11 protein-coding genes and 1 other RNA gene are annotated in these 15447 nt (G+C 48.7%); 9 read left to right on the top strand and 3 right to left on the bottom strand.

Going from position 1 to position 15447, the window contains the following annotated elements:
- Positions 1-231: 231 nt before the first annotated feature.
- The gene (locus NFR28_RS00280) at positions 232-1965 is read right to left on the bottom strand and encodes an FAD-binding protein (protein WP_251177839.1); all 1734 of its coding nucleotides are present in this window, start codon (positions 1963-1965) and stop codon (positions 232-234) included.
- A 258-nt stretch (positions 1966-2223) separates the two neighbouring features.
- On the opposite strand from NFR28_RS00280, the gene NFR28_RS00275 reads away from it, so the two are divergent.
- From NFR28_RS00275 to aspS, 3 genes are all read left to right on the top strand, one after another.
- Positions 2224-3741, top strand: coding sequence for a response regulator transcription factor (locus tag NFR28_RS00275; protein WP_251177838.1), 1518 nt, complete (start codon positions 2224-2226; stop codon positions 3739-3741).
- Between the two features lie 149 nt (positions 3742-3890).
- Positions 3891-5348, top strand: coding sequence for a response regulator transcription factor (locus tag NFR28_RS00270; protein WP_251177837.1), 1458 nt, complete (start codon positions 3891-3893; stop codon positions 5346-5348).
- A gap of 117 nt (positions 5349-5465) precedes the next feature.
- Positions 5466-7244: an aspartate--tRNA ligase gene (gene aspS / locus NFR28_RS00265; RefSeq protein ID WP_251177836.1), complete on the top strand. Its 1779-nt coding sequence runs from the start codon at positions 5466-5468 to the stop codon at positions 7242-7244.
- Between the two features lie 102 nt (positions 7245-7346).
- Here the strand turns inward: aspS and NFR28_RS00260 are convergent, their stop codons facing one another.
- Both NFR28_RS00260 and NFR28_RS00255 read right to left on the bottom strand, forming a co-directional pair.
- A complete protein-coding gene (locus tag NFR28_RS00260) occupies positions 7347-8639 on the bottom strand; it encodes a serine hydrolase (RefSeq protein WP_251177835.1) in 1293 nt (430 codons plus the stop codon).
- Positions 8640-8847: 208 nt separating this feature from the next.
- Positions 8848-10371 carry a radical SAM/SPASM domain-containing protein gene (locus tag NFR28_RS00255; protein ID WP_251177834.1) on the bottom strand — a complete coding sequence of 508 codons (1524 nt, stop codon included), beginning with the start codon at positions 10369-10371 and terminating at the stop codon, positions 8848-8850.
- Between the two features lie 152 nt (positions 10372-10523).
- Between NFR28_RS00255 and NFR28_RS00250 the strand changes: the two genes are divergently transcribed.
- From NFR28_RS00250 to recR, 6 genes are all read left to right on the top strand, one after another.
- Positions 10524-11126 carry a TetR/AcrR family transcriptional regulator gene (locus NFR28_RS00250; RefSeq protein ID WP_251177833.1) on the top strand — a complete coding sequence of 201 codons (603 nt, stop codon included), beginning with the start codon at positions 10524-10526 and terminating at the stop codon, positions 11124-11126.
- A 111-nt stretch (positions 11127-11237) separates the two neighbouring features.
- Positions 11238-11335: signal recognition particle sRNA small type (ffs, locus tag NFR28_RS00245), an RNA gene on the top strand.
- 63 nt (positions 11336-11398) lie between these two features.
- Entirely contained in the window at positions 11399-12082 is a 684-nt protein-coding gene (locus NFR28_RS00240) for a VTT domain-containing protein (protein ID WP_251177832.1), read from the top strand.
- Positions 12083-12084: 2 nt separating this feature from the next.
- Positions 12085-14235 carry a DNA polymerase III subunit gamma/tau gene (gene dnaX, locus NFR28_RS08855; protein ID WP_275556950.1) on the top strand — a complete coding sequence of 717 codons (2151 nt, stop codon included), beginning with the start codon at positions 12085-12087 and terminating at the stop codon, positions 14233-14235.
- A 99-nt stretch (positions 14236-14334) separates the two neighbouring features.
- A complete protein-coding gene (locus NFR28_RS00230) occupies positions 14335-14643 on the top strand; it encodes a YbaB/EbfC family nucleoid-associated protein (protein WP_251177831.1) in 309 nt (102 codons plus the stop codon).
- A gap of 26 nt (positions 14644-14669) precedes the next feature.
- Entirely contained in the window at positions 14670-15266 is a 597-nt protein-coding gene (gene recR, locus NFR28_RS00225) for a recombination mediator RecR (RefSeq protein ID WP_251177830.1), read from the top strand.
- Positions 15267-15447 lie beyond the last annotated feature (181 nt).

Here is a 15447-nt window from a genome sequence, read left to right as displayed (position 1 = left end):
ATTGTTTGCGTAATCGCTTAGCTTGGGTAAATGTGTCAAACATGTCCTCGCGGATATTGGGTAATTTTTGCAAAACCCCAGGTAATTGTTGTGCAGCTCATCATTCATCTACAAGATAAATCTCACAAAGAAAGCCCCAAGAACTCATTGCTCATGGGGCTTGTTGAACAGAAGTGGTGGCTGACGCGGGAGGGCTTTGCCAGCCACCGGAGTGGTAAAAAATGACCTGCCTTAAGCAAGATCTCCTGCCATGTGGCGTACGGCATGGCGGCTGAAGGTGATCGTGCGACCACATGCGCAACCAACGATATACTCGGGGTAGTTGTTTGCGAACACGCTACCAGAGCAGTCGCCAGCAGCATACAGACCTTCAATAACATGACCTTCGGTATCAAGAACTTGCATATCAGGATTGATGCGCAGACCGTCAACCGTGGTCAAGATTGAGCCACCGAACCATGTGCCAAAGAATGGAGCAGTGCGAATCTCAGAGAGGCGATAGGCTTCCTTGCCGAAATCCTCGTCTTTTTGAGCATCATAGAAACCGTTATATTTATCAATTTCAGCCAGGAGCGCTTCTTTAGCCTCTCCTGCAAAACCGAGTTTGTCAGCCAACTCGTCTAAGGTATCTGCCATAACCATGGTTCCCTTTTCCAGTTGGTCAGCATAGATTTGATCAATCGGCGTATCGGCTTCTTTAGCAAGCAGTTGTTGGGTTTGGCGTGAGCAGCCAATGGTATTGAAGCGCTTAACGTCCTCTTTGAGATTTGAGTCAAAGATTTGGCAGAAGACGCCACCTTCATTAGCTGCAGCGGCAAAGCAACAGAAGTCATACGGGGTAGATTCGTTAACGAAGCGCTTGCCATCGCGGCTAACCTTCAGGAACGGTTGAGAACCAAGGTTGAACTGCTTGTCGGTGCCGACAAAGGTGGCAGGAGCGCCTGCTTCACTGACGATACCTGCATTTTCGCCCGGAAGAACAGCGCCACGATCGAAGACCATCGGTGCACCAATGGCGTCTTTTTGTGCACCAATGTGCATAGCTGCGCGAATGCCATCGCCAGTGTTGTTTGGAGAACCATATTGCAAGGTGACACAACGCTCGACCATGGGGTTGCAGGCACGGAGCATCTCTGCATTTGATACATAGCCACCTGTGGTAAGCAAAACGCCCTTTTCAGCATTGATTTGCACATATCCGTCAGGCGTTTCAAAGATACCGCCGCAGACTTTGCCTGACTCATCCTGCACCAATTTGACCAGACCGTGATTGTAAGTTACGTCGTGACCAAGATCGTTGATATAGGCAAGCAGTATTTTATTACGCTCGAGTTTTTCGCCAGCAGCGTCTGTGCCAGAGTAGTAGTGCTCCATGGGGAAGATGTTGTAGTCAGTGCCGCCGGTTTCATGATCAACGTTCGTGTCGAAAGCGCATGTCATGCCCGCAGCGGTAAGGATGGGGTCAAGCCATTCGGTTACTTCGGCGCTCTCGTCAATCCAAACGCGCACAACGCGTTGATCAGCTTGGTTGGAAGAGTAGCGCGTGAATTCGTTCAGTAATTTAGCGGTATCAATCTCAATGTTTGCTGCCTTGGTATACATGGTATTAATGGCACCAAACCAATGACGCGTACGCTGGATAGATTCGGTCTTTTCGCACAGGGTGAAATCCAAGCCGAGGTCTGCCGCAGTAGCTGCTGCAGCCATACCACCGTTGCCTGCACCAACAATCAAAAGCTCGGTGTCACGCGTTTCAATGATGTCGCTCTCAGCAATTTCTGGGGCGCTACCCAGCCAATCGCTACCAGTGTTGGCAAGTTCGGTAGTATCTTCGCTGGCGGATTCGCTCTTGCTTGCGCTTGGTGCTTGCGGTGCGCATCCAGCAAGACCAAACGCTGCCAGTGCGCCTGCAGCAGTGGCACCAGTTAAGAAGCTACGACGAGAAAGATTGTTCAGAGATTTCATAGAGTCCCTCCTTGAATATGAGATGCTCAAGCGAAACAACTTTTCGCCCGCGACCCTCTCCCGTGGGGTCGTTGCATCGGCTAGGAGCATCATGGGGGAAAAGAGGTGTGTTGTAATCGCCATGAAAGTACTATTTAGAATGAAAAATGTGAGCAGAATAATCTCACCCTCCCGGTACCAGATTAGACGTTTCCCCTTGTCAGAATGTGGTGAGATGCGATAGTCTGCTTGTGCGTGTAAAAAAGGGGGAGGGAAGCGTTGAGCCTAATACAAGCAGATTGCCGACTTTGGTTCCGTTGCTTGATAGCACTGACCGCTGAGGTGTTTGGTACCTGGCTTACTAATGTGTATTTGTACCCACACTATATTGGCATTGCTCCAGAGGCACGTGATATCTCCTCTGCTTTGGCGGTAATAACGCTTGCAATTCTTGCACTTGTTGCCATGAATAAGCCAACGTCTATTCACGAGAAAACCCTTACCCCGATTTCTTTAACACTCTATTCATTTGGGTTTATGCTAATTCTGCTTGGCCTGTGGCAAGCAAATCCTGCGATTCTCATTTTAGGTGCAAGCATCCGATCAATAGGATCTCGTTGGATTGTGGTGCTTGCAGGTATTTCGCTGTGCTTGTTGCAGCGGCGCGATTGTATGCTTTGTATTGCGTCTGCGTTTGGGCTGAGCTATCTTTTGCGCATTCCCTTTGCTTTTGTCGGCTCAGACATAGCCATTGTTGTACTTATTTCACTCATGTTTGTTATGTATGCGGCATGTCGCCCGCTTGCTATAAGGGTGCTTGAGGATATGCAAACAGCCTTGGCTGGTAGAGAAGCGTCCATCACTGAGCCTGATTCATATTTGCCCTTTGCCCACGCATTTTTCGTTGCAATCTTTGTTTTCCGTATTGCGTATGGGTTTGCTTTGACTTTTGAATCGGTTGATGGAATCCCGCAAACAACCATGTTGGGTCTTATTCCAATTGCGCTGTTGCTTGTACTAGCGTTGAAATCAGGCAATCGGCGGGCAGATATTCTCTATGAGGCTGCGGCATTGCTTATTGTTGCCGGTTATCTGTTTATTATTGTGTTGCATGGGCGCGTTGTTGTGGGGTATCCGTCGCTGGTCAATGGGTGCTTATTTGCCGGGAGCGAATGCTTTGAGGTGCTCATGTGGTTTGCTTTGTCAGCTGTTGGAGCGCGCAACCCATCAAACGCTCTTGCGGTGTTTGCGTGGGGCAGGGCCGCGTCGTCTTTCGGCTTGCTTTGTGGTGCGAATTTTGGTCATTGGGCAAATGCGCTTCCCGATAACCTGGAAACCTCAGTGCTCGTAGCCGGTGTATTGTTCTGCTTTATGGCGGTAAATCTCACGGTGTTAAAAGGTTTTAGTTTTCAAGACACCATTGATGGGGTACAGCCAGTGAAAGCAGTGCGTATTGCTTTGTATCCAGATGACACATCTGAAGGTCAGTGTAAAGAAGAAATTGCAGATCGTACGCCTGCTGACGTGGAGCAAGAGCGTACAACAACACGTGCGTTATCCGATGCTCTAACGGCATCCTGCGATGGGATGGCACAGAAGTATCATCTTACCCCTCGCGAGCGGGAGGTTCTTGGCATGCTTGCTCATGGTCGTAACGCGCCTTATATCCAAGAGAAACTTGTGCTTTCTCGCAATACAATAAAAACGCACGTTCAGAATATCTATGCAAAGCTGGGTGTTCACTCGCAACAAGAACTGATTGATGCGGTGGAATTGTTTGGTGAGCATCAATCCTAGTGTTTCTTGCTGCCCAGAAAACGCCTCTGCAAATTGTTCTTGTTTCGGAGTGTGTTAGTATCACATAAAGTGAAATACCTTGTATTTGCACTGCACGATGTCTGCTTATGAGTATTGTGTAGGTGAGCAAAAGTTGTAGGAGGACACTTTTGCGGCTATCTTCAGATTTCAAGCTTGAATCGCTACTATTTGTGGCTTTTTTCGTCACAATACCAATCTATTCGCCCAATATCGTCATGTTTCGTGATGGTCTTGGCGGCAATGAAACACTTATGCCCTTTTTTGTGGGAGCAATGCTTACAACAGCAACCCTTGTTGGCATTCTCTTTGCCTGGCTTGCTGCGCGTCGGAGTGGCAATTTTGCGTTTGACAAAAGAGTGGTTATTGCAAGTGCTCTTGCCTATTTAATGGGGTTTGTACTCTTTGTGGCAACGCTGGCTTTTCCCGATTTTGGATCTCCTTTTACTGCGGTGGGTGCAGGTCTTTTGTTGGGGGCATCAACGGTAGAGCTCTGCATTGCGTGGGGAGCATATTTGGCAATGTATGACTTGCGGCAGGCGCTTTTGGCGCTTGCCATGATGGTTGGCATGGGCTCAGTCATTGAGCTTTTGCTCTCTACGACAGCCATTCAAGTAGGGTTGGTGGTTTTTGCAGTATTGGCGCTTGTGGGTGTTGCTTTTCCTTGTGTGCAGGCTGTGCAAGGGAATATGGTTTTTCCTGACATACACATTGAACACGCAAGCAAGCCAGCAAAACGGCAAGGATCATTTCGCTTAAGTGTTTTGCGTATGACGCAAGTGCTTGGTGTTCCCTTCGTAGGACTTTTAGTCTTTGCTTTTATTATGGGTGTGCGAAAATTCATGATTTTCGACGTAATTTACGTTGAAACTTTTGGTGGCATTATTGGTGCCATTTTGGTCTCCCCATTGTTTTTTGTTCGCAGTTCTCGTCCTTTGCTCCCGCTCATCTATCAAGTGCTGGTGCCGCTTTTCGCCCTTGTCTTAATTGTTTGTAATAGCTTTTCTGAAGGCTCGGTTCCCTTGTGGTTTGCGGCGTGGTTGTCATATGTGTTTTACGGCGTAGTGAGCGTGCTTGCACTTGCGAGTCTTTGCGGAATGGCGCATGCGCGCGAGTTTTCGGCAACGCTTATTTATGGCCTTACGGTAGGATGTTTTTCGGCTATCTCATTGTTGGGTATTGTCTGTGGCTCAACGCCTCTTTTCCAAGATGCCAGCTCAGGACCTATCCTTTTGGTGGTAAGTACTTGTTATTTTGCTTTCTTGATAGCCGTTCCGCTTGTTTCGGCTTGGAAGCGCCAAGGAATTGAGACAGACGATCTCAAGCCCTATGAGGCTGGCGTTGAGCAAGATGGGGACGCAGTAGGTGTTTCTATTGCAAAGCGTTGTGATGACATGGCAGTTTCACATGGTCTGTCTCCGCGTGAGACAGAAATACTTGGTTATCTTGGCCGAGGTCATGGTGTGGTTTTTATTGCTAAGACGCTGGTGATTTCTGAAAGCACCGTTCGCACGCACGTGAAAAGTATCTACAAGAAACTTGGCGTCAATTCGCGCGAGGAGCTTCTTGGTCGGGTGAATGCTGAATAGTTTTTGCACATTGCTGTTGCGATTGTTTAATTCACGCGGTAACTTGGATATAATTGTTTATTTGTGAGCAAATGTGACGCTCAATTGAACCTTATTGCAAGAGCAAGGAAGCACGCAATGACTGATTATATGAACGAATACTGCATGCATACTGCAACCTGTGGCCAGTTGCGCAAAGATAACGTGGGCGAAGAAGTAACGCTTACGGGTTGGGCATGGCACAATCGTGACCATGGTGGGCTGATCTTTATTGATCTACGCGACCGCAGTGGTTATACCCAAATTGTTGTTGATCCTGATTGTGTAAGCGCTGAAGACTTTGCTGCCGCAGAACACTTGGGACGTGAGTACGTCATTAAGGTGGTAGGCGTTGTTCGCGAGCGCGCAGCTGAGGCGGTAAACCCCAATATGGCTACTGGTCAAATTGAGGTTTTAGCAAAGAAACTTTCGGTTCTCAACACCTCAGTTACACCTCCGTTTGCAATTGAAGATGGTATTGAGACAGACGAAACCACCCGCATGAAATGGCGTTATCTGGATATTCGTCGTCCGGAAATGTTCGAGGCTTTGCATCTTCGCCATAAGGTAGCTCAAGCTATGCGTACTGCATTAAACGAGCGTGGCTTCTTGGAAGTTGAAACACCTATTTTGGCAAATTCTACACCTGAAGGTGCTCGTGACTACATTGTGCCAAGTCGTCCAAATCCTGGTTGTTTTTATGCCCTGCCGCAAAGTCCGCAGCAGTTCAAGCAGATGCTTATGGTGGGTGGCATTGAGCGTTATTATCAAATTGCTCGTTGCTTCCGTGATGAAGACTTGCGTGCTGATCGTCAGCCAGAGTTCACTCAGGTTGATATTGAGATGAGCTTTGTTGAGGGTGACGACGTAATTGATATGATGGAAGACGTCATGGCTGAGACGCTTGCGGCAGTAGGGGTGGAGCACGAATTCCCGCTTCAGCGCATGCAATACTCTGAGGCAATGGATCGTTTTGGTTGCGATCGTCCTGATACGCGCTTTGGGATGGAGCTCAAAGACATCACCGATATCGTGAAGGATTCAGGCTTTAAGGTGTTTGCAAGTGTTGCGCAAAATGGCGGTATTGTAAAAGCTATTAACGCCAAGGGTGCAGGTGACTGGAGTCGCGGCGACGTGGAGAAGTTGGCTGACATTGCTGCTGAAAATGGCGCAAAGGGTATGGCTTGGATTGCCTTTACCTCAGATGGTCAAGAGAAGAGCCCCATCATCAAGTTCTTTACTGACGAAGAGTTTGCTGCACTGAAAGAAGCCATGGACGTTGAGCCTGGTGACTTGTTGCTTTTCGCGGCTGACCAGCCCGAAGTGGCAAACGCCGTGCTTTCTGCGCTTCGTCTTCATATGGCTGATGCGTTGGATATCCCGCGTGAAGGTCATCAGCTTCTGTGGGTGGTGAACTTCCCGATGTTCCGCTATGACGAAGAGAGCAAAAAGTATGCTGCTGAACACCATCCTTTCACGCATGTGCTTGATGAGGATTTGGACAAGATTGATACTGATCCGCTTGCGTGCGGGAGCTACTCATATGACTTGGTAATGGATGGCTTTGAAGTTGGCGGCGGCACAATTCGTATCCATAACGCCGACGAACAGCGTCGTGTGCTTCGCGTATGTGGTTTGACTGACGAAGAGATTGATGAGAAGTTTGGCCATCTCATTCATGCACTTGAGTTGGGTGCTCCGCCTCATGGTGGTATCGCGCTTGGTCTTGATCGCTTGGTTATGCTCTTGGGCGGCAAGCAGTCCATCCGTGACGTTATTGCATTCCCCAAGACCAGCTCTGCATCTGATCCGATGACAGGTGCACCAAGTGCTGTCACACCCCGCCAGCTCAAAGAGGTAAGCTTGCGCACCATGTAGCACAAGATAGTGCTGCTTGAGGAGTTGCACAAGGTTTATATGAAAGGGCGACCATGTGGCCGCCCTTTTTCTTTGGAAGATACAAGAGGGGTATCTGTTTAACTAGTTTGAGGCGTGCGCATCCCAAAGAGCTTTGGCAAGTTGTGCCACAGCAGCTTCACTCTCTTCGCAATCAGGAGCGCTTGTCATGATGGACATGAGATAGACACGACCATTTTGATCAGTTATGAGTCCGGCATCACATGTGGCGCTAAAGGCAGGATCAGAATCTGCAATCCAGCCTGCTTTATTCATAATAGTGACGTCTTCATTTGCAAGACCGGTGCGAATATAGGAGACTTCAGTTTGCTCAAACTGCTGCGAAAGCCACGGAGCATAGTATGTAGAGGGGTCAGCAAGATATGTGGCACCATTGAGCCACATCAGGGCGCTTTCACGTGCGCTGTAGGTGGGGAACCACTGCTGCTTGTCAATTTCGGTTATGCCAAGACTGGCAAGCCATGCTTCCCATTCGTCATCTCCTGCGTAAGCGCGCAAGATGCGGAATGAGTCATTGTCTGAGGTTATTATGCTATCGGAAATAAGCGTTCCGACAGGATAAGCTGGGATGCCATCGGTAACGTAGATGCCGTCCATATCAAAAAGAGCCGAGCTTTCATCTATGAGTGTGTCGCCATTCATAAGATTAGTTTCAAGTTGGTTTTGGCAGTAGTACAAAGCAAGCGGTCCTTTAATGGAACTTGCGCCATACACGCGATAGTCAAGATTTCCTGCAATGCCTCTACCCTCAGCAATGTCCACCAGTATATAACTTGCATCTCCGCCTAAATCATTGATATTGCTCACAGCTTGTGCGATGGTGTCGTATTCATCTGAGTCTAAGGTTGCTTCGCTTGCTTCATTGGTGGCAAAGGCAAATGCGAAAGGCTCTCTATCGCTTGAAAGTGAAGCGAGGTCATTTGCTGTAAGGGTGTAGCCTTTTGTTTGGGGAAGCTTCAAAGTGGCCGAGTTATCTAGAGATTCCGGCGCATCATTTTCTTCCGAAGCGGCGGTGCTGTTTGGAGTTTCGGGTTTGTTGGTGGTGCCAGATTGCGCACTTGCTTGTATGGTGGTATCGAAATCATAGGCGTTGAGTGGATCATCAAGAGCAAGAGTAATGGAGGTGCCAACAATTCCCACTACCACGACAACGCCAATATAAGTAAATGCTTTTACTGCGGTGTTTTTAATAAGCTTAGGTGTGAGCTTTGACTTAATATCAAAAATTTCTGACTGCTCTGAGGTGTGCAAGGCGGCATGCTTGCCACGTGGTGCATCATTGCTGGAAGCTTTTTGAGTTACACATGACGAAGCATTGGAAGTAGTTGTATCAGTTGTGCGAGCGTGTTGTGCCACGAAAGCTAATCCCTCAGTTCAGATGTGCGTTTGTATAGGATGTTTAATTCTTGCGTATTGTAACAAATTCTTTTGGCTTCAAGAGGGGTAATGAGAGTAAAGAGGTGTCGTTTTCGTTGGATTCGCACAAAGTAAAACGGGCGCCTTAAAAAGGCGCCCGAGATGTTGAGGATGAGAGGAAAATGACAACGCGTTTAGCAGGACTATCCTAAGCAACCGCTTCGTCTTTTGGAGTGCAATCTTCCAACAATTCTGCGCTGTCAAAAGAAATAATATCTGCACGCTCTTCTGAGGTTTGATTGTCAGGCATAGGAACAATGGTTCTGCCAATGCGTTCAAACTTAGCTTTGTCGGTGTCGGCCATGCCTTGACCTGGGTCTTGACGCTTTTCGAAAAGCGGATCTTGCTCGTTTCGCCACAGGCGCTCTGCAACAGGAGCCCATGCGTCGCTCATCTCTTTAGTTTTGGCGCATAAATCGCATGCTTGCTCTTCGTGCTGCAAGTCGGTTGAACGAGCGTTTGCGCGTTCAACCATTTCTGTTAATCGTCCGCTGTTTTCAAGAATGGGGCAGGGGCGAAGCAGGTTGTCATTGAAGGGTTGGTTGCGGTAGTACTCCATAAAGAGGGGAGACTGCAGCGCTTCAAGTAATGATACTTCGCGAATGTTGGCATTTGCATAGTGGGCAAAAACACAGGGCTCAACATCGCCCGCTGCATTGATATGCAGGTAACGACGACCACCAGCAATGCAACCACCAACGAATTCGCCGTCATTTTGGAAGTCAAGCGTAAAGAGGGGTTTGGTCTCTCGCATCTCACGGACGAAGTGATATAGATGCTCGCGCTGTGTTGGATTAGCCATCAAATCGGTGGGCGCACCAACGCCAACGGGGAAATAGGAAAAGATCCAACAGAACAAAACTCCCTGGTCAATCATCCAATCAAAGTATTCTTCCGAGGCAATAGAATCGGCGTTTTGGCTAGTGAAACAACATGAAACACCAAAAGGCAAACCGGCGTCGCGCAGCAGTTTCATAGCGCGTTCAACTTTGGCATAAACGCCATCACCACGGCGTGCGTCTGTTGCCTCTTCAAAACCTTCAACGCTAATGGCGGGTACAAAGTTCTTGACGCGAATCATCTCTTCAACAAAGTCCGCATCAATAAGCGTAGAGTTCGTAAAGGACAAGAACGCGCAATCTTGGTGCTTTTCGCAGAGTTTAATGAGGTCGTCTTTACGTACAAGCGGCTCTCCACCGGTATAGATATAAACGTGCGTACCAAGCTCTTTGCCCTGTTCAATAATTGAGTCAATTTCGTCGAAGGTTAAATTGAGCTTATGGCCATACTCTGCTGCCCAGCAGCCAGTGCAATGCAAATTGCAAGCAGAGGTTGGGTCAAGCAAGATAGCCCAGGGGATGTTGCACTGGTATTTTTCGCGCATGGCTTCTTGTTTTGGCCACGCCATTAAATTGCCATCAATAGCAAACATCTTGATAAGGTCATTGCGCACGGCAGGATTGAGATCCATGATGCGCATAATGAGCTGATACCAGTTGTTTTGGCTTTCTAATGCACTGCGAAACGCCTTGCGTTGAGAAGGGAATAGATCAGCGGGAGCTACTTTATCCAGCAGATTCATAATCTTAGTGGCATTTGCTTCAGGATCCTGCAAAAAGTAATCAAATGCTTTTTCGTAGGCGATGTGCTTGATTTGGTCGGTCGCTTTCATAGCTCTAACTCCTTGAACGCTTGAGTTATTCTATATCTGTGGAATAACTATGATGCGCATGATTATAATGATGAGAGAGCGGCTGAGAATTTTCAGTTTGGTGACAGCCGTAGTTTGCGCCACAGTTAAAGAAAAGATGGGGAACAAAGTACATGCAATCAGATGATCGAGAGACAAAAAGGGCGCGCGATAAACGTGTTGTCCGAACACATGCAGCCATTCGTCAGGCTATGCACAACCTCTTGCTTGAGGTTGATTATGACGACATTACCGTCACCAAGCTGGCACATGAGGCAGGCATTGACCGCAAAACGTTCTACTTACACTATGATGGAGTTGCTGATGTGCTTAACGAGGCAGTTCAGGAGCACGCCGATGTAATTGTTGGACGAGTTGCGGCAATTCCCTATGACGATAAAGGCGAAATTGACTTTACTGCCTTCTTCATTGATTTAAGTGTAGAAATTGCCCAGTTCGTAGCAAACAATCAACGATTAGTGCAGCATTTTTCTTCAACACTTTTGCTTGATGTTATTGAGAATTCTCTGACTGCATGCCTTATAGCGAACGAATCTCTTGACATTGATCCTGCTGCAGGTCCATACATTGACTATTGCGTATCGTTTATGTGTGCGGGAGTCCTTGCAGTCTATCGGCGTTGGATGACCACCGAATCGGATATCCCTTTGGAAGATTTAGCAACGCTTGTTGGTACGATTGTTCGCAATGGCTTGCAGGGTGTAGAGCGACGCTAGATAAAATTATTTCTTAAGAGATGTTGAGCGCATATGGACATTTAGTTGGAGTAGTTGGTTAGGTGTGCGTGAGCGCTTGTATGCGTTATACTAACAAGACGCAAAGTGCGTAGATTGGGCTTGGGCGGCGCCAAGTTTTGAACCTGGTCAGGTCCGGGAGGAAGCAGCCATAAGAGACCGCTGACGAGCGCCCATGTCCTCTCTGCGCACTTATGTTAGAGCAACAGTTTTATTGCCAACCTTCGGGTTGGCTTTATCGTATAAGGGGAATTGTGGGAGTCATAGAGTTTTTCGTCAACTTACTCAAAGATCCTCGTGGGGCTATTGCTGGTTGGATACTTGCGCTTGGACCTTTTTGGGTATACTCGCCTTTGTTTCTTATTGTCTTCGTTGAGACGGGTTTGGTGTTTTTCCCATTCTTGCCAGGAGATTCGCTCTTGTTTGCTGCGGGCGTTTTTTCCGCTGATGGGGGCGGTTTAAATATTTGGGCAACTCTTTTTGTCTTTTACGCGGCTGCCATATTAGGCAACACATCAAACTATTGGATTGCGCGCTTTTTTGGTGCGCGCATTATTGATTCAGGTAAAGTGCGAGCACTTACTCCTGAGCGCATGGAAAAGCTTGATCACTTTTTCGCGAAGTATGGCGGTTTAACCATTGTTATTACGCGCTTCATGCCATTTTTCCGTACCTTCGCGCCATTTATTGCAGGAACTGGCCACATGAACTTTGGCAAGTTCACCTTCTTCAATACCCTTGGTGGTATTGCGTGGGTAAGCTTGTTTGTTCTGGTGGGTTATTTCTTTGGTGGCGTGCCTTTTGTGCAAGAGCATTTTGAGGTCATTGTCTTGGGCATTGTTGCCGTATCAGTTGCGCCTGCAATTATTGGCGTCATCAAAGGGGCTCTTGCGCCAAAAAAGAACAAGACCGAAGCGGCCAATAGTGAGGAGAAGTAGCTATGGCTGAAGCTTTGTATAGAAAATACCGGCCCCAGATTTTTGAGGACGTTGTTGGTCAAGAGCACATTGAGCGTACGCTTAAAAATGCTATTGAGCAGGATAAAGTAAGTCATGCCTATCTGTTTACTGGACCGCGAGGCACGGGTAAAACAACTACCGCACGCTTGCTTGCAAAGGCGCTTTTGTGCGAATGTGGACCGACGCCTACCCCTGATGGTACCTGCGAAGACTGCGTTATGATTGCCAATGGCGAGCATCCCGATGTTTATGAGTTGGACGCAGCATCGCGCACGGGCGTTGAAAATGTTCGAGAAGAAATTATTGGGCGCGTGCAATATGCACCTACGCGTGGAAGATACAAGATCTATATCATTGACGAGGTTCACATGCTCTCTACGGCAGCGTTTAACGCGCTGCTCAAGACGCTTGAAGAACCTCCTGCTCACGTGGTATTTATCCTGGCAACCACCGATCCTCAAAAGGTACCTGAAACCATTCATTCACGTTGTCAGCGTTTTGATTTTCATCGTATTTCGCCTGAGGCTATCGTTGGCCGTCTTGCGGCAATTTGTACCCTTGAAGGTATTGATCCTGAGCCAGATGCCCTTGACTTGATTGCGCACCGCGCAGATGGTGGCATGAGAAACGCGCTCACCTCACTTGAGCAGCTCATAGCTTTTGGTGAGGGCGAAGTTAAAACGTCAGTTGCTCTTGGTTTATTTGGAGGAGCAGAAGCTACTGAAGTAGGAGAGCTGCTCGGTCTTATTGGACGCAGGGATGTTGCAGGTTGCTTTTCTTGGATAGCCGATTATGTTGAAAGCGGTGCCGATCTGGCGGTATTTACGCGCGAATTGGCTGAGCGCGTGCGTAATTTGTACGTGATGACGCTGGCAGGTGCTGACGTGGCGCTTGACATTACCGTCTCTGAGCGGAGCGCTCTTGAGAAAGACATGCAGTTTTTCGGCGAAGATCGCTTGGCTCGTATGATGGGCGTACTTGGTGACCTATCGGCAGAATTAAAGACTTCCACAAATGCGCGCCTTTCATTTGAGATTGCGCTGACTCGCATGGTGCGTCCTGATGCGGATCTGACACTTGCGTCTTTAGCAGAGCGCATTGAAGCACTTGAGTCTGGTTATTCGTCGGTGGCTCATGTCATTAGCGTGCCAGCATCAGCGGAATCCAAGGTTGAACCAACGTCGGTTCCGGTGGTTCCAAGTGGCGCATCTGCGGCTGCTTCAGCACCGGCGCCTCTTTCTGCCCCTACGCCAACTCAAGTACCCGGGCCTGCTCCCGCAGCAGCTCCTGCGCCCACGCCAGCTCCAGCGTCGGTACCAGCGCAAACGCCGGTACCCGTTCAGGTTCCGCCCGCAGCGCAGCAATCTGCCCCTAGCGTTCCTGCAGCACAAAGCGCAACGCCAACTGCTGGCATGCTTTCACCAACATTGATAGCAAGTTTGCAAAACCCAGCTACCGTGCAGCGTGTCTGGCATGAAGCTCAAAGCATTCTCAAGCGTGATAGTGTGGTGTCACCCGCCATGTTTTTGACGGTGACAACGTCTTTTGATGCTGCTGCTCAAGTGCTTGTGATTGAATTTCCTGCCAACACGTCTAGTTTTGTCCTTAATATGGCTCAGCGCACTGAAACAAGTGATGCGGTTGCGGCTGCGCTCCATAAGGCTTGCGGAGAGCCGCTTGCGTTTGAATATCGAACTGCAGGTCAGAGCACTGGTGTGCAGTCGCAATCTCAGCCGCAGCCCCAGCCGCAGCAAAGAGCGGCTGCGCAACCAATTCCCAACGCTCCGCTGCCACCGCAAGCGCCTGCACCGATTCCTGCTTCACCAATTCCAGCTCCTGCACCGACGCGTGTTGGGGCTCCTCAGCAGCCTTCTGCAGCAGGAACGCAAACATCGGCGCCGAAGATGCAGCCTGCTCCTGTGCCTCAGCCTGCACCGCAAGTGCCTGCATCTGCGCCCATGCCCGTGCCTCAAGCCGCACCTGCACCTACCACAGCGCCGCAAGGTGAGGTGTTGGGGTCAGCTGCTTCGCAGGCGGCTTCTGCACCTTCGCCGAACGAGGCGTCGGCAGATGACTTGCAAGCAATCTTGGCAGCCGGATTTGGCGACAACATAACCTTTGAGGAGATTTAGTTGCATTGAGATGCGTCTGTGATGCATAAGGCATAATTGAAGCAGTTTCAATGAAGAACATATAATCAATTGTGAGTTTTACTGAGAAAGGCACGACTTATGGATATGAAGAAAATGATGAAGCAAGCTCAGAAGATGCAGATGGAGCTTGCTCGCGCTCAAGAAGAAATTAAGGATATGACGTTTGAGGCGTCTGCTGGTGGCGGGATGGTGAAGGCTGTTGCGCGTGGTGACATGTCTTTGGTTTCTATCACTATTGATCCTGAAGCGGTGGACCCTGAGGATATTGAGATGCTGCAAGATACCGTCACTGCTGCTGTTAACGAGGCGCTTCGTGGCGTGTCAGATATGAGTGCTGCTCGCATTAATTCTGCAACGGGCGGAATGAACATTCCTGGTTTAATGTAGTCTCGTTTGGTCTGTGGGAGATTTGCATGAATGCAGCGCCGTCAATTCAGAAACTCCTTGATGAATTGGAGCGACTCCCTGGTATTGGGCCGAAATCTGCTCAACGTATAGCCTATTGGATCCTCAACACCGACAAAGAAACCGCCTTGCGACTATCTGATGCTATTGTTGAGGTGAAAGACCAGGTACGTTTTTGCTCACGATGCTTTAACTATGCCGAGGATGATTTATGCGAGATTTGTCAATCTCCTCGGCGTGACAGTTCGGTTTTGTGTGTGGTAAGCGAGCCGCGTGATATTCCTCCTATTGAACGAACAGGCGTATATAGCGGTTTGTATCACGTCCTTGGTGGCGCTCTTTCTCCTATGGATGGTATAGGGCCAGAGGATCTGCATATTGCAGAGCTCATGCGCCGCTTGTCGTCTGAAGACATTCGCGAAGTGGTTTTGGCTACCAATCCCAACGTTGAAGGTGAAACGACCGCTTCGTATCTTGCGCGTTTTATTAAACCTTTAGGAATTACCGTATCGCGCCCGGCAAGCGGGCTGCCTGTTGGGGGAGATTTGGAGTTTGCGGACGAGGTGACGCTTGGTCGTGCATTGGAAGCTCGTCGCGAGCTTTAAGGATGCGATCGTTGCGGCATAAGTGTCGTATGAAAAGTAATACGTAAGATAAAAAAATAAAGGACTCTGTCCCCTCCAAAAACAGAGTCCTTTTCTTTACCGAAGCTTCGAGCCTCTGTAAACACGAGGCAAAGTATACCACCCGTCTCCATGAAATATCAACAAATTCTTTTGATTTGCT

It is taken from the genome of Adlercreutzia agrestimuris, from assembly GCF_943193125.1.
Classification (GTDB): domain Bacteria; phylum Actinomycetota; class Coriobacteriia; order Coriobacteriales; family Eggerthellaceae; genus Xiamenia; species Xiamenia agrestimuris.
Note: the sequence above shows the minus strand (reverse complement) of the source record. Positions and strands in the feature narration are given on the sequence as shown.